Source organism: Paenibacillus sp. p3-SID867, assembly GCF_025142895.1.
In the GTDB taxonomy this organism is placed as follows: domain Bacteria; phylum Bacillota; class Bacilli; order Paenibacillales; family Paenibacillaceae; genus Paenibacillus_AQ.
The window spans coordinates 418,465-437,338 of record NZ_JAMBDM010000001.1 but is presented as its reverse complement, the minus strand read 5'-3'; the positions used below and the strand labels follow the sequence as shown (position 1 = coordinate 437,338).

Genomic DNA, 18,874 nt, shown 5'->3' with positions numbered 1-18,874 from the left:
AGTACGTCGATAGACGTTTTTCTTAGAAGAAGGATTTTAATCTGCCAAAGACGTATATAATAATATACAGCGTAAAGATGAATCCAAGATTAACGATAAGAGCCGGTGATGCGAATGAACGAAAGCAACTCCATTTCGATTGTGGTTGACGGTGATGCATGTCCAGTCAAGAAGGAAATCGCAGAGACAGCTCGTACATTTCGTGTGCCGGTACTGCTTGTTTCTTCCTATGATCATCTGCAGCAGGCAGAAGAAGGGGTTACGACGGTCCAGGTGGATCGGAGTGATCAAAGTGCGGATCTATACATCGCTAACCACATATCCAGGGGGGATATCGTGGTAACGCAGGATTATGGACTGGCTGCACTTGCGCTTGCCAAATCATGCCATGTGATTTCCTTTCGTGGTCGTATTTTCCATAATGGGGATATCGATTTCATGCTGGATTCCCGTCACCATCAGGCTAAGGCGAGGAAGCAAGGAAAGTATGGCAAAGGGCCCAAAAAGCTGCTTGACGAAGACCGGAGTTTTTTTCAACATAAACTGACAAAACTTTTGCATGAATTGCAGGAGAATGTCCACCCGTAGCGAATACTATTTACGTGCCAAAAGAGATGAAGGTGGTTTGGATGAGTACCGGACAAGGTAATATTCCGGATGATGTCATTGAGGAAGTACTGGCCAAGAGCGATATTGTGGACACGGTCAGCAAATACGTGCATCTTACCAAACAGGGGAAATACCTGAAGGGCTTGTGCCCGTTTCACTCAGAGAAGACTCCTTCCTTTACGGTTACACCGGAACGCCAAATCTTTTACTGCTATGGCTGCGGTAAGGGCGGAAACGCCATTAAATTTAGAATGGAAATCGAAGGATTTTCTTTTCCCGAAGCCGTAAAGACAATGGCAGAAGAGAATGATATCTCGTTGCCGGAAGGTCAAGGAGTTCCCGTAATTCCTCGTAATCCGGAAAAAGAACGTTTGATTGAAGCCTATGAGCTTAGCGCCAAGCTGTACCATTTCCTGCTTAAGAATACGGAGCATGGTACGGAAGCCATGAAGTATTTACGATCCCGCGGAATGAGCGACAAAATGATTGACCAGTTCCAAATCGGTTACGCTCCAGATCGTTGGGACACGCTTGTACAGTTCCTGACGAAGCGATCCTTTGACTTGAAAGAGATGGAAAAGGGCGGTTTATTATCCGCAAGAAATGAACAGGAAGGCTATCTCGACCGTTTTCGCGGACGCATCATGTTTCCGATACATGACCGCAGCGGCAAGGTCATCGCGTTTGCTGGCAGAATACTGGGGGACGGTCAACCGAAGTACCTGAATTCCCCGGAGACACTTCTATTTAATAAGAGCCGCACATTGTACAACCTGCACCAGGCCAAAACATCCATACGCAAATTGCGTCAAGTTCTGTTATTCGAAGGTTACGGCGATGTGATTTCGTCATGGGAAGCAGGACTACAGAATGGTGTGGCAACCATGGGAACCTCTCTAACGGAAAACCAAGTGGCAATCATGAAATCGGTGGCTGAAGAAGTTGTTGTTGTCTATGACGGCGATAAAGCCGGTATGGCTGCTGCGTTAAAAGTCATTCCAATGCTGGAAGGCGTTGGACTCAGAGTACGAATCGCTTTGGTGAACGAAGGAATGGACCCGGATGATTACATCCGCAAATTCGGTGCCGAGCGTTTCAGGCATGTAGTAGAAACAGCTGTTTCAACAACAAAATTTAAACTTATATATCTGAAGAAAAACCATATACTGCTAGAAGAAGATGGTAAGATTGCGTACGCCAAAGAAGCATTGCCCATTATCGCCGTACTGAATTCCTCCACTGAACGAGAAGTTTACTTGAGGGAATTGTCCTCCGAGCTTCATCTTTCCTACGAGAGTCTTAAGCAGGATTGCAATCTGCTTCGGCAATCGATGCAAAAAAAGATGGGCGATGGGGATAATAAGGAAAAAAGGTGGAATAATGGTAGGCATAAAAAAGGGCGCCAGCCCGCCCCGGTACTTCTGCCTGCTTACCATGCTGCAGAGCGGCGGCTGCTGTCGCTGATGCTGCAGGATGCGGAGGCCGCGCGATACGTTGGCGATCGCCTGGGAGAAGCGTTTAATATTGAGGATCATGCGGCAATTGCTGCTTATCTATATGCTTTTTACGCACAGGGTAAATCTCCGGATATCAGCCGTTTCATGTCATCGCTCCACGACGATCGTTTGGAAATGACGGTCAGCTCGATCATGATGATGGAAGCACCAGCCGAGTGGAATGTTCAAGTGCTCGATGATTGCATACGTGAGGTGCTGAAATTTCCGCAGCAGAGAGAGATCGACCAGAAAAAAGAAGAGATGATTAAAGCGGAGCGCTCAGGTGATTTTTTGCGAGCCGCACAAATTGCAAGTGAGATTATCGCCCTAGAAAGACAATGAGGCCCCGCGCATTGCTGTTTCTAGGGAGGAGGGAGTCGAATGATGGCGAATGATCAGCATACTGAACTAGAAACGGAATTTACGCTGGATCAAGTCAAGGATCAGTTGATTGAACAGGGTAAAAAGAGATCCGTATTGAGCTATAAAGATATTATGGAGAAATTATCGCCATTTGATCAGGACACGGAGCAGATGGAAGAGTTCTATGAACAGCTGGCCGACCTGGGTATCGATGTAGTTAATGAGAATGATGAAGAGGGTACTCACCGGCAAGCGGGAGATTCCGAATCCCATGATAATGAGGATTTTGGGTTTGACGACGATCTTTCGCTGCCTCCTGGGATCAAAATTAACGACCCGGTACGGATGTACCTGAAGGAAATTGGCCGGGTTCCGCTGTTGTCAGCTGATGATGAGATTGAACTTGCCAACCGGATTGAACAGGGAGATGAGGAAGCCAAGCGCCGTCTGGCTGAAGCCAACCTGCGTCTCGTTGTAAGTATCGCGAAGCGTTACGTCGGACGAGGAATGCTGTTCCTGGATTTGATTCAGGAGGGCAACATGGGCTTGATCAAAGCCGTGGAGAAGTTCGATTACAAAAAGGGTTTCAAATTCAGTACGTATGCGACTTGGTGGATTCGCCAAGCGATCACGCGCGCTATTGCTGACCAGGCCCGTACCATCCGAATTCCCGTGCATATGGTCGAGACCATCAACAAACTGATTCGTGTATCCAGACAGCTTCTGCAGGAGCTCGGACGTGAGCCTTCGCCGGAGGAAATTGCTGCCGAGATGGAACTCAGTGTTGAGAAAGTCCGGGAGATTATGAAGATTGCCCAGGAGCCGGTTTCGCTGGAAACGCCGATCGGTGAAGAAGATGATTCCCATCTCGGAGATTTCATCGAGGATCAGGAAGCACTCGCTCCTGCTGACGCGGCAGCTTACGAGCTTCTGAAGGAACAGCTCGAAGATGTGCTGGATACGCTGACAGAGCGCGAGGAGAATGTGCTTCGTCTTCGTTTCGGACTCGATGATGGCCGCACCAGAACACTGGAAGAGGTCGGCAAAGTGTTCGGTGTTACCCGCGAGCGTATTCGACAGATTGAAGCAAAAGCGCTCCGTAAGCTTCGTCACCCGAGCCGCAGCAAACGGTTAAAGGATTTCCTCGAATAGCTTAATCCAAGGACCTTCTGCAGTAACGGCAGCAGGTCCTTTTTTTCGAAATTATGCATGGCATGTATGAGTTTCTTGGTTATGGAATTTCTTCCTGCATTTGTTTTATTGGTCTTTATTTTAGCTCTTTTCCAGACCCATTGCAAATGAACAGGCACGACGTTTTTCAACCGGATTTACCGGTTTGCAGTTTGGTATCGTCTCTGTTAGGGTAAGGTATAGATCGTGATTTGGACGAAAATATGGAATGGTAAGGTGTATCAACCGTGAAATTATCAAGAAGATTAACGCAAATACTGGAGAAGATTCCACGCGGCAGCCGACTTGCTGATATCGGATCCGACCATGCACTGCTGCCTGTGGCTGCCGTAGAAAGCGGAGCAGCCATTCAAGCGATCGCCGGTGAAGTCAATCCCGGCCCTTATGATGCTGCCGTCAAGCAGGTCATCGAATCAGGGATGACTGAGGTCATCAGCGTGCGAAGAGGAGACGGTTTGAACGTACTCTCAGTCGGTGAGGCCGACGTTATTACGATTGCCGGTATGGGAGGCAGCTTGATTGCAGCGATTTTGGACCGGGGCATCGATAAGCTGACAGGCGTCCGCAGGCTGGTCCTGCAGCCGAATGTAGGAGAAGATATTTTGCGCAAATGGCTGTACTCCCATGGCTGGGTGCTGATTGAGGAATGGATCCTGGAGGAAGACGGCAAAATTTACGAAGTGCTGGTCGCCGAGCCTTCGCATACAACAGACCTGACGAATGAGCAGGTTTACAAGGATAGGGCGATTGGGGGCGGTCTCCGATTATCTACGGACTGGCTTTTCCGTATGGGACCTTGGCTCACGCAGTCCCCGAATCCGGTATTCTATGATAAATGGAAATCGGAGATAGAGAAGATGGAGTATATTCTTCAATCGCTTTCGCGTTCAGATCTCACCACGGCAGCCGACAAGGCGAGTGAGATTCGTTCGGATATCGAGTTTATTCAGGAGGTGCTGGCATGCTTGCCAAAGGACAAACCGTAATTCAATATATGGAGCAATTGGCCCCGAAGCACGTGGCCGAACCCGATGACCGGATCGGACTCCAGCTTGGAACATTGCAAAAGGACATTCGCACCGTGCTGATTGCATTGGATGTCAATGATGATGTGGTGGATGAAGCCATTGAGCTTGGGGCTGATCTGATTATCGCGCATCATGCGATTATTTACCGTCCGCTGAAGCAGCTGCAGACGGATACACCGATGGGCAAGGTGTATGAAAAGCTGATCAAACACGATATCGCGGTATATATAAGTCATACCAATCTCGATGTAACCGAAGGCGGAATGAACGATTGGATGGCGGAGGCCTTGGGAATCGAGAATACGTCGCCTATCCATGACATGCATAATGAACAGTTATCCAAGCTGGTGGTATTTGTGCCGAAGAGTCATCATCAAGAGGTGCTGGATGCCGTGCTCGGCGCCGGTGCAGGCTGGATCGGAAATTACAGCCACTGCAGTTTCAACATTGAGGGCTTCGGCACCTACGTCCCGCGAGAAGGCAGCAACCCATTTCTAGGTCAGGAAGGCAAGATGGAACGTGCTAATGAGGTTCGGATCGAGACGATTGTTCCTCATGCCATCCGCAACAAAGTGATCCAGGCGATGCTGAAGGCGCATCCTTATGAAGAGGTTGCCTATGATCTGTATGCCATGGACCTTAAGGGGAGATCCCTTGGTCTTGGCCGGGTCGGCAAGTTAAAAGAGCCTATGACGTTGGCTGAGCTGGTAGACGTGGTAAAAGAGAAGCTGGAGGTCCCTCATGTTCGTGTTGTAGGAGAGCTCGACCGCACCATCCGCAAGGCGGCCGTCATCGGGGGATCCGGAGGACGCTACATGATGAAGGCGCTGTTCCGTGGAGCGGATGTGCTGGTAACGGGAGATGTCGATTATCATACGGCACAGGATGCGCTCGCTGCAGGACTTACCATCATTGATCCGGGTCACAATGCCGAGAAGATTATGAAGGTCAAGGTCGCCGAGTGGATGGAACAGAAACTGCAGGAACATAAGTATGAAACCCGAGTTGTTGCTTCCCGCATCAATACAGAGCCATTCCAGTTCGTGTAGTGAACAGAAATGTAAGGCAAGGTAAAGAGGCCTCATTCTGACACCGCCTGGCCTATAGAGTACTTCGGCCAAGCTGGGAAATTAATCAGCTATTGTTAATGTTTAATGGGTTGTGTACTGCTTCAAATCACTGTATAATATGAATGTTGTCCGGAAAGTTTGACAGACAATCGCTGGCGGTGTCAAAGCCGCGAGAGGAAAGTCCGGGCTCCATAGGGCAGGGTGCTGGATAACGTCCAGTCAGCGCGAGTTGAAGGATAGTGCCACAGAAATGGACCGCCGATGGCCGCTTTAGGGTGGCACAGGCAAGGATGGAACCGAGGTGTAAGAGACCCCGAGGAACGCTGGTGACTTCGTTCCTGGTAAACCCCACCTGGAGCAAGACCTAATGGGACGCAGTCTCTTTCGAGGAGACAGCCTTAGCCCGAGGCGCGTCCGGGTTGGTCGCTTGAGTCGATTAGTAATAATCGGCCTAGATAGATGATTGTCGCTCATGGTGGCAGGGTAGTTCCCGTTATGACCACGAAGAGCACAGAACCCGGCTTACGGAAAGCTTTCCCAACTGAACAACATATTGCTTTACTAATACCGCTATGGTACAAACGCGTATTTTCTTAGGACTCCTCTTGAGGGGTGTTGAGGAAATGCGCGTTTTTTCTTTAAGATATCAGAAAGTATAAACTACGAAGCTTGGGCCTTCCTGATATCGCAAGAAAAACATCCTCTAACCGCGGTCTGTCTGCTGAGAAAGTACGTCGATAGGCGTTTTTCTTTAGATATCAGAAAGAATAAACTACGAAGCATGGGTCTTCCTGATATCGCAAGAAAAACATCCTCTAACCGCGGTCTGTCTGCTGAGAAAGTACGTCGATAGACGTTTTTCTTTAGATATCAGAAAGTATAAACTACGAAGCACGGGCCTTCCTGATATCGCAAGAAAAACTTCCTCTAACCGCGGTCTGTCTGCTGAGAAAGTACGTCGATAGACGTTTTTCTTATGGCCTCGTGAAAATATTGGCAGATCATGTGCCCTGTACGGATAATCGTCCATACCAAATAGCCCTCGGGATAATAAGCTATAATCATCAACGGAAAGGAGATGCAAAAACATGTCTTGTCATAAAGAAAATCCATGTCCTCCTGTGTCACCGATTGTGTGCGAGCCGATCGTTGTCGTTAGAGACCACTATGTACCGCAAATCGTACCTGTTATTCATCCGATTAAAGTGGTGGATAAGATTCACTGCGTACCTGTAGAAAAACATATATACACGTACAGCGAAGAAGAAGTTGTGAGCGACAATGTAGGCTATGGTGGAGTTACGGTCTCCGGTAAGCGTTCGAAGAAAGCTGCAGTACGTACTAGCCGTTCCCGCCGGAAGAAATAAATGTAAGTGCTCCTTGCCTCCGATATGAATATATAAAGCAGCTTCCGCCTCGATCGCGTTAGCTGCTTTATTTCGTGTATTTTATTCGTTGGAGCCGTTTAATTTACGAAGCTCCTGCTCCAGATTCTGAAGCGTTTGACCCGGCCACATTTGAAGAGGGACTTCAGGTGCGCCAACCGCTTTCAAGGATTGGAAAATATCAATCTGACCATGACCGTAATATTTATCTTTTCCTTTATCGCCAAGATCGACCGTTTGGTTTATCATGACGTCCATGACTTCCTGATTGGTCAGGTCAGGGTTAAGGGAACGAATGAGACCCGCCATGGCGGCTGCATGAGGGCTGGCCATGGAGGTTCCGGATAGTGCCGCATATTGATTCCCAGGAAACGTGCTTGCAATATTGGTCCCGGGAGCAGCCACATCGATATAATCGCCGTAGTTGGAGTATTCCGCCCGCTTCTGATTGGAATCCGTTGCGGCGACAGCCAGCACTTCCGGATAGGCGGCAGGATAACCAGGGCGCTCCGTGTTGTCATTGCCTGAGGCAGCAACAAGAACAACGTCACGATCATAAGCATATTTCACGGCATCGTGCAGGAACTGGGAGTCCGCATAGTTGCCAAGACTCATATTGATCACCTTGGCTCCGTGATCCGTGGCCCAAATTATGCCTTCTGCGACGGCATAGGTTGTGCCTGAGCCGGATCCGTCAAGCGCTTTGACCGGCATGATTTTGTTGTACCAGCTTACCCCGGCAACACCTTCACCGTTGTTGACCAGGGCACCGATGATCCCGGCTACATGCGTCCCGTGTCCCACATCATCCAGCGGCTGTTTGTCCTTCTCGACGATGTTGTATCCTTCCACCAACTGTCCATCCAAATCGGAATGCTGAAGATCCACACCAGTGTCAATTACGGCGATGATGACATCTTCACTGCCTTTGGACAGATCCCAGCCCCGGTTCGTCTCAATGACGGGCAGATTCCACTGATATTGAGAAAACAGCAGATCATTCGGGATATTGACCTGCTCGTTCGCTCCATCCGGCATGAAATCCGAGTTTATTCTGGATTGAGGGTGTCGGTCATTGGTTAAATAGATGTAGTGAGGCTCGGTATACTTCGTTTTCCACTTCTGCTCGAAATAGGAGCGGAGTTTATGGTAGTCCATATCCTTGGAACGAAAAACATAGGCATAACCAAGTTTCCTCGGAGTTTCACATGATATCTCCTTAGAGATGTTCAGGAGCTGCTGCTTAGACGGCTCATTTTGAAAGGACACCACAATTTCATTTTCGTAAAAGTGACTGGCCTTTTCATTATCATGTCCCGTTTTGACGGTAATATCGGAGAGGGTATCCGCATGAATGGATTCGACCTTGAATTTACCTTCCTTCGGGTACGGAATTAAGCGAAGATTCCGCTTCTGGTGATTGCTTACTTCATGCAGTACGCCTTGATTAACCAAAGCGGCGGCGCCATACTTGCCATCCTTGGACGGCTCCGCAACAACAAAATAAGGCTGTCCCGCGACATTGAACTTGGGTGAATCATAAGTTTCTCCCCGTTTCAGCTTTTGCTGTGCCATTTGGAAATGATGAGTGATCAGATTTTTATCTTTTTTGTTCAGTTTGGGAAGCAGACCCTGAACATCCGTCATTTTGTTTTGCTTAAGGTTATACCACCGTACTTGCTGAAAATGCTTGTGCAGCTTTTGTTCTTTTTGCGTATAGGCTTTTATTTGACCCGGACTGCGCAAAGCGTTATTGTTCAGCATTTTGCGCAGGTGGCCTTTTGCATCAAGACGGTTGAGTTGATCCGTCGCATGGATATCGCTTAGCATCGTAAAGTGCTTAGCCTTGTTCTCCTGCTGGGGCCTTAGAGGCTGTGTTGGTTCAGCCGTGGGAGCCGGCTGTTTCGAACCGGGGATGAACAGTAAGATCAGAAGCGCGCCAATAACTGACGCTGCACCTAGGATGCTCCACAGGGTACGGGATTTCACAAGTTTTCCTCCTCGCCGCATTCATGATTGAAGTAGTCTTAGCGTGGGGAGAGTGAATCCTTTTTATGCGTTCCATATCATGAGTAAAACAGATGGGAACGCGCAAAATGAAATGTACTAAAAATAACCTTGTAAGTGTATTCATGAAAGGGATTTCGTTATCCCAAAATTTGTGTTAGGATAGTACATATTATAACGACCGCCAGGCTATATGACCTGTAGGGTCACGACCATTTAAGGGGGATCTATCGTAATGCCAGCAGACAATCTTCAGAATTTATGCTCGGAGTCCAGAGAAAAGTTGAAATCTGCTATTTCGATTATGGAAACGTTTTTAAATGAACATGCTTTATCTCAATTGGTAACGGAACAGGACGAGGAAACCGTTCATTTTTACAAAGGATTTCTGTCGGATGTTCGCCATTTGCTTGTGTTTTCTGAAGTTTCCTATGAGAAGCTGGGTGTTGTACAGCGTCGCCCTAATTTTGATATCGATTTTGCCGAGAAGGCTTTGTATAATTTGTATCACCGATGTGTCAACAGCTTCTTCTATCCCAAAAATGAAAGTTATTCCGAAGATGGTCGTTACGCCTACACCGGACAGGATGCGATTCGTTTCCGGAAGAAGCCGGTACGTCCTGCCCGTGATGTCATTATGAACATTACCAAGATTTATGAAGAGCTCCGCGATGATCTTGCTTACTACGAAAGCGACTATTTGACGGAACGCCGTATGCAATCAGAGAAAAGACACGCATAGCCATAATAAGGAACATTCAAGAGATGCCAACCATTGGCATCTCTTTTTGCGTTTCGGGCCTGAGGCACCAACTGACAATCGTTCTTGTGCATACCGGCAGTAAACTAAGGAAAAAATGTTGACGAGGTGATGCTAAAATGGCCAACGAAGCCAAACCATTAGTAAAGTGCAGTGTCAGCAATTGCCATTACTGGGGAGAACAAAACCTATGTCATGCCGAGATGATCATGATTGAAATTGACCGTCATGCGAATGTAAAACTCAATGAAGAGTATGGAGCAGAGCCTTATGTAGACGACCATCAGGATGTTGCTGACAAGTCTTCCGAGACCTGCTGTTTAACCTTCAAGCCGAAGGGCTGACGGGAAATAAGCCGGATAAAGTCCGGGTGCTGGGCACTTTAGGATGATGGAAATGGAGGAAGCTAGTTTATGGATAAAAAACATCGGAAGCATAAAATGAAGGTTGTTGAAGGCAAGCGAAACAGGGTAGACTTCCCGCGCAAGGATCACCGTGAAGAATATGCGGCCGAGGTGGCTCCCCCTGTGGATGTTTCGGCACGAAGAGTAGACGAGGATAAGGCAGACGTCTCTACCGGTCGTACCGTCGGATATGTGGGCTTGGTATTAGGCATCGCCTCCTTGTTCATGTGGTCGGTAATCCTGGGACCCATCGCGGCGGTTGTTGGATATTACGCCTACAGCAAAGGCAGCAAAACGACAGGCGCCTGGTCGATCGGACTCGGCATATTGGCAACACTCAGTTATTTTATCTTGATTCCTTTCAGTAGATAATTCATTTTATTATGGTGAACACAGGGCGGGTCAACCAGAACGGTTGATTCGCTTATTTTTTGCCGAATAGGTATAGCAGATTGTTCCAGTTCCATGATAAAATAAAGGACAAGTTTGAAATTTCGCTGCAGAAAGTGAGTTAAACGATGCAAATAGATCCGATATCATGGAAGCAAATGGCGGATATACCACAGATGAATACGAATTCCACCGAGTCGGCAACCGGATTTGTCAATGTGCTAAGCAGCCTGCTTACCGAAGATTCCACCTCCAAGCCGGTTGAACGTTCGATTACACAGCTTGCGCCTGGCGTAACCTTTAAGGATGGGCTGTTATGGCAGCAGCTAGGAGCTGTAGATGACTCTTTACCTATGGAGGGGGTCGTGCATGACACAGGAGCAACAAAGCCAACGACCTTTGAGGATTTAATAACTGCGGCCGGGGAACGCTATGGCGTGCCGGTATCGCTGATCAAAGCGGTCATCGATGCGGAATCTTCCTTTAATCCGAACGCGGTGTCCTCTGCAGGCGCCAAGGGGCTGATGCAGCTGATGGATGGCACAGCAAGGGGACTTGGGGTAAGCAACCCTTTTGATCCGGTTCAGAATATCGAAGGCGGTACTAAATACCTGTCCAATCTGATTCAGCGGTTTGGCGGAGAAATGGCTATGGTGCTTGCAGCGTATAATGCAGGTCCAACCCGCATCGCGAATTTGGGAGTATCCAGTGATGAAGAGCTGATGTCCGTTGCTCATGTATTACCCAAGGAAACCCAAGCATACATCGGTAAAGTCATGAACGCACGATCAAAATACACGTTATAAACCCGCATAGGGTTAAATAGGAAGATGATAGAAGATCAAACGATACACGCCGCTTTCCGATCTAAAGATGGAGTGCGGCTTTACCGTTTGGTCTTTTTGTGTAAATATAAAGGTCTGGAATAATAAGTTTTACAACGTGCGATGCGTATGATGGAAAGGGGAAATTACCTTGATATATTGGGATCACGCTGCTACGACCCCTCCCTATGATGAAGTAGTGGACACGTTGGCAGAAGTCATGAAAATGCATTATGCGAATCCGTCAGCTCTTCATCGTTCAGGCGAGGCTGCCGCTAAACTGCTGAAAAAGGCAAGAGAGGTGTGTGCAGCCGCGCTGGACGTTCAGCCGACGGAGATCGTATTCACTTCCGGGGCAACCGAAGGCAATAACATGGCGATTAAAGGGGCTGCGATGCAGTACAGCAGCCGGGGACGGCATATCATTACGACGGGAACAGAGCATCCTTCCGTATATGAAAGCTGCAAGCAGTTGGAAACGCTTGGATGGGAAGTGACTTATCTACCGGTAGATGCCGCCGGCGTGGTGGATCTGGCTGCCTTGACGGAAGCTGTGCGCAAAGATACCGTGCTCGTCAGCATCATGCATGTCAATAATGAGACCGGGGCCGTCCAGCCGCTGACTGAAGTGGGTCGTATCGTTAAGGAGCGAAATTCACGAACGCTGCTGCATATCGATGGGGTACAGGGATTTGGCAAATTGCCGGTGACACTCTCCCAGTGGCAGGCCGACTTATACAGCCTGTCTGCCCATAAATTCAACGGTCCGAGAGGAATGGGCGTGCTATATATTAAGCAAGGCGTGCAATTGTTCCCGTTGGTATCGGGCGGATCGCAGGAGAATGGACACCGGGCAGGAACGGAGAATGTTGCCGGAGCGGTAGCGATGTCGAAGGCCATGCGATTATCCAGAGAACGCCAGCCCGAGTTTTATGCAAGGATGACGGAAATAAGAGAACTTCTGGTTCAGGGCATCCGCAAAGTCCCGGGATTGGTGTTAAATAGCAACGAGCAAAATGCGCCTCATATCATTCATTTTTCGTATCCGGGACTAAAACCGGAGGTGATGGTCCATGCTCTGGAAGAGATGGGCATGCTCGTCTCAACCAAATCCGCTTGCTCCTCTAAATTAAGCGAGCCCAGCCGGGTCCTGTTAGCGATGGGGAAGGACATGGACGCTGCTTCCTCCGGAATTCGCATCAGTCTCGGCAAAGAGCATCAGCTCGGCGATGCAGCGCGGCTTGTCGAAGTCTTGGCAAAAGTTTGCGGGAACCTGCGTCCCGTTATAGAAAGAGAGGGTAACCGGAGATGACCTACGATAAACTGCTGCTTCGCTTTGGCGAATTTACTCTAAAAGGCAAAAACCGCAACCGATTCGAGAGATCGGTCTTGAATCATATTCGAAGCGTGCTCAAACCGTTTCCTGGAGCGAAAATCGTTAAGGAATACGGCCGTTTGTACGTCGAACTTAACGGAGAATCTCCCGAGGCCTTGATCCATGTCCTTAAAAAAGTATTTGGCCTTGTATCCATCAGTCCAGTTCGTGTATGTCCTTCCGAGCTTGACCGTATTATCGAAACCGCGATTGACTTTGTGGGACAGAAGGAACTGGCTGACCCGTCGACCTTCAAAGTCAATGCGAGAAGGGTGTGGAAACAATTCCCTCATTCCTCGCAAGAGATGAATCATTTAGTCGGATCGCCCTTGCTGCGAACCTATCCACAGCTTAAAGTAAAGGTAAAGCAACCCGATATGGAGCTTCGTGTGGAAATTCGGGAGAACGAGACGTATCTGTACTATGAAGTGATTCCCGGCGCCGGCGGATATCCGATTGGTACGAATGGGAAGGCCATGCTGCTTCTATCGGGGGGGATCGACAGTCCTGTAGCGGGCTGGTCAGCCATGCGCAGAGGACTTGAAATTGAGTGCGTACACTTCTACAGTTTTCCCTACACCAGCCAACTTGCGAAGGAAAAGGTAATGGAGTTAACAAGGCTGTTATCGGGCTACACCGGGAAAATCAAGCTGCACCTCGTTCCGTTCACGGATGTACAGACTTCGTTTGTCGGCATCGGCCAGGATAATCTGATCATTACGTTTATGCGCAGAGCGATGCTGCGGATTGCTTCCTCGCTTGCTGAGCGGGAAGGGGCATTGGCGATCGTGACGGGTGACAGTCTCGGACAAGTTGCCAGTCAGACGCTGCCTAGCATGAATGTGATCGGCAGAGCCACCGAGCTGCCGCTGCTGCGGCCGCTCGTTATGATGGATAAGAACGATATCATCAACACTGCAATGGACATTGGTACATTCGAGACATCGATATTGCCGTATGAGGATTGCTGTACGTTGTTTGTGCCTAAATCGCCCACCACCAATCCGAATTTGAAGATCATCGAGAAGGTGGAGGCTTCCATTCCCGAGCTGCCTGCACGGATTCAAGCAGCCATTGAAGGTACGGAGACGGTGGTTATTACCCCGGACAGTAACATCGGTGAGCTTGAAGAAAAGCATGCGGAGCCCGTAGTAAACGAAGACTGGTTTTAATCGAGTATCAAGCGAAGGTAACAAGGGTTGAGTAAACCGGACGAGTGTGCGCAGGTTTAAACATAAACAACACCCCAAAGCTTCTTAGAAAGCCTTGGGGTGTTGTTTTTTTGTATGCGTATGGACTTTTAATTATGACTGGCTGGATGACTGACGGCGTCCGGCAGATCTTTTTTTCAGATGTCCTGCAGTCAGCACACCGACAATGATGGCAGCAATGAAGAGATATTTAATAATCTGGTGCGCTTCGAAATATCCCATAAAATGCTTCTCTTCGGTAATCATGGAGGACGCCGTGTACGCAAGTACCGCAGAACCTACATAGATAATCCATGGGAAACGGTTGATCAGTTTGATAAACAGCGTGCTGCCCCATACCACGATAGGTACGCTGATGAGCAGGCCCAGTGTTACAAGGATCATATTGTGTTTGGCTGCGCCGGCAACGGCAATGACATTGTCCAGGCCCATAGCGGCATCCGCTACAATGATCGTACGAATAGCAGCGCCAAGGCTTTTTCCGGCTTTGATATTGCCATGGTCATTATTGTCGTCGGTCATCAGCTTGTAGGCAATGCCAATCAGGAGTACGCCTCCCACAAGCAGTAACCAAGGGATGTTAAGCAGCCAGACCACGAGGATGGTGGCAATGATACGAAGAATAACAGCTCCGGCCGTGCCGTAGATAATTGCTTTTTTCTGGGTTTCCTTCGGAAGATTGCGTGCTGCAAGACCGATCACGATGGCATTGTCCCCGGCCAAGATCAGATCCAAAAATACAATGTTGATTAATGCAAGAAAAAATTCAGCGGCTGTGGTTTCCATGAATGTCACTCCTCTTAGAATACGGTTCCACCATTAAACAAAAGTGGATTTATTATAGGCCTATTTTTCCCGATGTGCAAGCATAGCCTGGACAATTTCCACATATGTGTAAAGTGGGGGGTGTTGTTTTAGTGGAGACGATTTTTTTGTTGGGACAGATATTGATGATCAATCTTGTACTCAGTGGTGACAATGCACTGGTCATCGCGATGGCCAGCAAAGACCTTCCCGAAATACACCGCAGACGGGCGGTCTGGATCGGGACTGCAGGGGCTGTTCTCTTACGGTGTATTCTGACTTTTTTGGCGGTTTTGCTGCTGAAAATTCCATTTTTGCAGGCTGGCGGCGCCTTATTGTTGATCTGGATCGCAGTCAAACTCATGATGCAAAAGGAGCATGACCATGCAAACTTGGCCAAAGCTTCAACGATATGGGCCGCAGTCAATACGATATTGATAGCCGATTTCGTGATGAGCCTGGATAATGTCTTGGCCATTGCGGGGCTTGCAAAAGGCGATCTCGCCTTGATTGTCATCGGAATATTATTAAGCATTCCCATCGTTGTATGGGGAAGCGGGATGATCTCAAGCCTGCTTCACAAGTTTCCCGTACTGCTTTACATAGGTGCCGGTATTCTAGCTTTTACAGCAGGCGAAATGCTCATACAGGATTCCCGGGTAGGGCTGCTTCTGGCTTACTGGATGCCTTATGCCCACAATCTGCTGCCGATTGTCATTGCAGGTGCCGTCGTTCTCATTGGCGGATTACAGACGGTGAGACGGCCCTTATAACGGGAGTTTATTTTAACAACCCTTTGGCGGCATAAGAGGAAAGCTTTTGAAAAATGGATGACTGTCTCGTGCAGTCGTCCATTTTTTGTTGGGTCCATACAGGTATATGGGACGGGGAAAGGATATTTCAAGTGGAACAAGCTCGGGATATGGTTTTTTTTGTCGGTTTGGGCTAAAATTAACGTAACTGCTTCTTTTAGAAACCGCTATTTTTGGTGATACATATATTGAAGAGAGGGTGATCAAATGTCCTCCAGAAAAGATTTGGCGCTGGGTATTTTCATCGTTGTTGCTGGAGTCGTTATTTTGCTCGGCAAGCTTGGTGTATTTGGATTTTTGGGAAGAACGTTATGGCCGCTCGTCCTGCTGCTGCCGGGTATTTTTTTGCATATCATGTTTTTTGGTCGCCGTGCCACTGCCGCGGTTCTGATTCCGGGCGGTATTCTGACGGTATATGGCCTTCTGTTCTTCATATGTATTATTGGGGGATGGGGACTGATGGCTTCATTATGGCCTGTGTTAATTCTCGGCGTGGCTGTCGGCTTGTATGAATATTATCTGTACGAGAGCCCGCGACCAGGCGCTGCGCTGCCGATTGCGCTTGGACTGACGGTGCTTTCTGTTTTGATTTTCTTCTTCACCTGGCTTGAGACTGGAGCGTTCTACATCATTGCCCTGATCTTGATTGCAGCGGGCGTTTGGATGATCTTCGGGCGCAATCGTTCCGGGCGTAATAATAAATGGAGCAGAGGCTGGTAATTGGTAAGAGGTAAAAGTTGCTGGAAGTTTTCTGAAAAGACTTGATTTTCCCGCTCGTTTACCTATATTATAGGATGTATGTTGAAGCGTCGGCATGTCGTCCGGCGCTTTCTTTGTGGCTCATTCGAACAGAAGGGATTTGAGATATATTTATGCAATCAAGAGATCAGATTCGCAACATTGCCATTATTGCTCACGTTGACCATGGCAAAACAACACTTGTAGACCAACTGCTGCAGCAGTCCGGTATTTTCCGGGAGCATGAGACGCTGCAGGAACGCGCGATGGATTCCAATGATTTGGAGCGCGAACGCGGAATTACCATCCTAGCCAAGAATACGGCTATTACGTATAAAGATTTCTTGATTAACATCGTGGATACACCTGGACACGCCGATTTCGGTGGTGAAGTTGAGCGTATTATGAAAATGGTTGACGGCGTTCTGCTCGTTGTTGACGCTTATGAAGGATGTATGCCTCAGACCAAGTTTGTGTTAGGTAAAGCTCTTGCACATAACTTGACTCCAATCGTCGTTGTGAACAAGATTGACCGTCCGGCCGCCCGCCCAGCTGAAGTGATCGATGAAGTGCTGGATCTGTTCATTGAGCTTGGTGCGAATGACGACCAATTGGACTTCCCCGTTGTATATGCATCTGCCTTAAACGGTACTTCCAGTATGGATCCCGAGAAGCAAGATGATAACATGCTTGCCCTTTACGAGACCATTATTGACCATATCCCTTCCCCTACAGAGAAAGTGGACGAGCCTCTCCAGTTCCTCGTTACCTTGATGGATTACAATGAATATCTTGGACGTATCGCCGTCGGACGCGTGAACCGCGGTGTTATTAAGCAAGGCCAACCGGTTACGGTTATGCTTCGTGACGGCTCGACCAAGAATGCTCGTATCGAGAAGCTGTTCGGCTTCCAGGGATTGAAGCGGATCGAGGTTGCCGAAGCAGGCGCAGGCGACATCGTGGCGATTGCAGGGATCAAAGACATTAACATCGGAGAGACCATTGCAGATCCACAACATCCGGAGGCATTGCCTGTCCTTAAAATTGATGAACCAACCCTGCAAATGACGTTCCTTGTTAACAACAGTCCTTTTGCCGGACGCGAAGGCAAATGGGTAACATCCCGTAAGCTGCGTGACCGTCTCTTTAAAGAACTGGAAACGGACGTAAGTTTGCGAGTGGATGAGACAGACAGCCCTGATGCATATATCGTATCGGGACGCGGTGAGCTTCACCTCAGTATTTTGATTGAGAATATGCGCCGTGAAGGTTATGAGCTTCAAGTTTCCAAGCCTGAAGTTATCGTTAGAGAAATTGATGGCGTCAAAATGGAGCCGATCGAACGTTTGATGATTGATGTACCAGAAGAAAGCATGGGTTCCGTTATGGAAAGCCTTGGAACGCGCAAGGCTGAAATGGTGAACATGGTGAATAACGGAAATGGCCAAGTGCGTCTGGAATTCTTGATTCCTGCTCGCGGACTTATCGGTTACCGCACCCATTTCCTGACCCTCACACGCGGTTATGGCATTATGAACCACGCGTTCGACAGCTACGGTCCGCTTATCGGCGGTCAAGTGGGTGGACGTCACCAAGGCGTGCTGGTTTCCACGGAGAACGGATCTTCAACGTTCTATGGCATGATGTCGGTCGAAGATCGCGGTACCCTGTTCCTGGAACCGGGGACTGAGATTTATGAAGGTATGATCGTCGGAGAGCATACCCGCGATAACGATATCGTCGTTAATATTTGTAAAGAGAAGCAATTGACCAACGTTCGTTCGGCAACGAAGGATGACACGGTTAAATTGAAAACACCGGTTATTTTCTCACTGGAGCAAGCCCTTGAATACTTGAACGACGACGAGTATTGCGAGATTACGCCGAAGTCCGTTCGTCTTCGGAAGAAGATTTTGAACAAGAGTGAGCGCGAACGTGCAGAAAAACATCGTAAAATGGCGCAAGCAAATCTATAATAGATAGAGATCGACTTGTCCAAAAGGAGTGAACCTATCATGCAAGAATGGTTTGCCTCGCACCCACTCATCTCTTATATCGTGATTTTTGTGCTGATCACCTACGTTTACAACAAGGTATTCCGGGTGAAGCAGAAGCTCCCTCTGTTGAAGGAGATTCTCCTGTATGTCTTGATGGCCTTGGGTTCGGCGATCCTGCTTGTGTTTCAGATTGATAAGCTGCCGATTATCCAGTGCTTGTTAGTAGCAGTGGCATTGATGCTGATGGTGCGTATTCGATATTTTGTTGAAGATCGTCAGAAGAAGAAGGCACAGACCGAACCAAAGTCTTAAGCTTTGTAGAAATTTAGCAACACAGGTAACAACAATACGGCAACTTTTTGTCAATCCCCATCGTTTATAAGAGAGAGAAGTCAACCATGGTCCGGTAA

18 protein-coding genes and 1 other RNA gene are annotated in these 18,874 nt (G+C 48.3%); 17 read left to right on the top strand and 2 right to left on the bottom strand.

All coding sequences use genetic code 11. The annotated features are described in order from the left end of the window. The first annotated feature begins 108 nt into the window (after nt 1-108). The 7 genes from M4D81_RS02100 to M4D81_RS02070 all read left to right on the top strand — a co-directional run bounded on the left by M4D81_RS02100 (nt 109) and on the right by M4D81_RS02070 (nt 7,124). Nucleotides 109-588 carry a YaiI/YqxD family protein gene (locus M4D81_RS02100; RefSeq protein WP_071222946.1) on the top strand — a complete coding sequence of 160 codons (480 nt, stop codon included), beginning with the start codon at nt 109-111 and terminating at the stop codon, nt 586-588. Between the two features lie 41 nt (nt 589-629). After that, on the top strand, nt 630-2,447 hold the full coding sequence (dnaG, locus tag M4D81_RS02095; RefSeq protein WP_071222947.1) for a DNA primase: 1,818 nt from the start codon (nt 630-632) through the stop codon (nt 2,445-2,447). Between the two features lie 42 nt (nt 2,448-2,489). After that, nucleotides 2,490-3,620: an RNA polymerase sigma factor RpoD gene (rpoD, locus tag M4D81_RS02090; protein ID WP_071223068.1), complete on the top strand. Its 1,131-nt coding sequence runs from the start codon at nt 2,490-2,492 to the stop codon at nt 3,618-3,620. A gap of 266 nt (nt 3,621-3,886) precedes the next feature. Then, nucleotides 3,887-4,645, top strand: a complete 759-nt coding sequence (locus M4D81_RS02085; protein ID WP_260064264.1) for a tRNA (adenine(22)-N(1))-methyltransferase — start codon at nt 3,887-3,889, stop codon at nt 4,643-4,645. Continuing rightward, nucleotides 4,621-5,736 carry a Nif3-like dinuclear metal center hexameric protein gene (locus M4D81_RS02080; protein ID WP_071222949.1) on the top strand — a complete coding sequence of 372 codons (1,116 nt, stop codon included), beginning with the start codon at nt 4,621-4,623 and terminating at the stop codon, nt 5,734-5,736. The genes M4D81_RS02085 and M4D81_RS02080 overlap by 25 nt, the downstream gene beginning before the upstream one ends. Nucleotides 5,737-5,890: 154 nt before the next feature. Further along, nucleotides 5,891-6,297, top strand: an RNA gene (gene rnpB / locus M4D81_RS02075) — RNase P RNA component class A. A gap of 548 nt (nt 6,298-6,845) precedes the next feature. Further along, entirely contained in the window at nt 6,846-7,124 is a 279-nt protein-coding gene (locus M4D81_RS02070) for a hypothetical protein (protein WP_074961960.1), read from the top strand. Nucleotides 7,125-7,205: 81 nt separating this feature from the next. On the opposite strand, the gene M4D81_RS02065 is transcribed toward M4D81_RS02070, so the two are convergent. After that, nucleotides 7,206-9,131 (bottom strand): S8 family peptidase, encoded by a 1,926-nt coding sequence (locus tag M4D81_RS02065; protein ID WP_071222951.1) that lies wholly within the window; start codon nt 9,129-9,131, stop codon nt 7,206-7,208. A 253-nt stretch (nt 9,132-9,384) separates the two neighbouring features. Between M4D81_RS02065 and M4D81_RS02060 the strand changes: the two genes are divergently transcribed. From M4D81_RS02060 to thiI, 6 genes are all read left to right on the top strand, one after another. Next, nucleotides 9,385-9,891: a YpuI family protein gene (locus tag M4D81_RS02060; protein WP_071222952.1), complete on the top strand. Its 507-nt coding sequence runs from the start codon at nt 9,385-9,387 to the stop codon at nt 9,889-9,891. A 137-nt stretch (nt 9,892-10,028) separates the two neighbouring features. Continuing rightward, complete coding sequence (locus M4D81_RS02055; RefSeq protein ID WP_006209042.1) at nt 10,029-10,253, top strand: DUF1540 domain-containing protein; 225 nt, start codon at nt 10,029-10,031, stop codon at nt 10,251-10,253. A 69-nt stretch (nt 10,254-10,322) separates the two neighbouring features. After that, a complete protein-coding gene (locus M4D81_RS02050) occupies nt 10,323-10,685 on the top strand; it encodes a hypothetical protein (protein ID WP_071222953.1) in 363 nt (120 codons plus the stop codon). Nucleotides 10,686-10,831: 146 nt separating this feature from the next. Then, on the top strand, nt 10,832-11,509 hold the full coding sequence (locus tag M4D81_RS02045) for a lytic transglycosylase domain-containing protein (protein ID WP_260064263.1): 678 nt from the start codon (nt 10,832-10,834) through the stop codon (nt 11,507-11,509). 169 nt (nt 11,510-11,678) lie between these two features. Beyond that, the gene (locus tag M4D81_RS02040; protein ID WP_260064262.1) at nt 11,679-12,839 is read left to right on the top strand and encodes a cysteine desulfurase family protein; all 1,161 of its coding nucleotides are present in this window, start codon (nt 11,679-11,681) and stop codon (nt 12,837-12,839) included. Next, on the top strand, nt 12,836-14,074 hold the full coding sequence (gene thiI / locus M4D81_RS02035; protein WP_220686048.1) for a tRNA uracil 4-sulfurtransferase ThiI: 1,239 nt from the start codon (nt 12,836-12,838) through the stop codon (nt 14,072-14,074). The genes M4D81_RS02040 and thiI overlap by 4 nt, the downstream gene beginning before the upstream one ends. 132 nt (nt 14,075-14,206) lie before the next feature. On the opposite strand, the gene M4D81_RS02030 is transcribed toward thiI, so the two are convergent. Further along, entirely contained in the window at nt 14,207-14,899 is a 693-nt protein-coding gene (locus M4D81_RS02030) for a TerC family protein (protein WP_071222957.1), read from the bottom strand. A gap of 131 nt (nt 14,900-15,030) precedes the next feature. Between M4D81_RS02030 and M4D81_RS02025 the strand changes: the two genes are divergently transcribed. From M4D81_RS02025 to M4D81_RS02010, 4 genes are all read left to right on the top strand, one after another. Further along, nucleotides 15,031-15,690, top strand: a complete 660-nt coding sequence (locus M4D81_RS02025) for a TerC family protein (RefSeq protein ID WP_071222958.1) — start codon at nt 15,031-15,033, stop codon at nt 15,688-15,690. A gap of 246 nt (nt 15,691-15,936) precedes the next feature. Beyond that, nucleotides 15,937-16,449, top strand: a complete 513-nt coding sequence (locus M4D81_RS02020; RefSeq protein WP_260064259.1) for a hypothetical protein — start codon at nt 15,937-15,939, stop codon at nt 16,447-16,449. A gap of 152 nt (nt 16,450-16,601) precedes the next feature. Next, on the top strand, nt 16,602-18,443 hold the full coding sequence (gene typA / locus M4D81_RS02015) for a translational GTPase TypA (protein ID WP_071222960.1): 1,842 nt from the start codon (nt 16,602-16,604) through the stop codon (nt 18,441-18,443). A gap of 39 nt (nt 18,444-18,482) precedes the next feature. Then, nucleotides 18,483-18,776 (top strand): YlaH-like family protein, encoded by a 294-nt coding sequence (locus M4D81_RS02010; RefSeq protein ID WP_071222961.1) that lies wholly within the window; start codon nt 18,483-18,485, stop codon nt 18,774-18,776. The last annotated feature ends 98 nt before the right edge of the window (nt 18,777-18,874 follow it).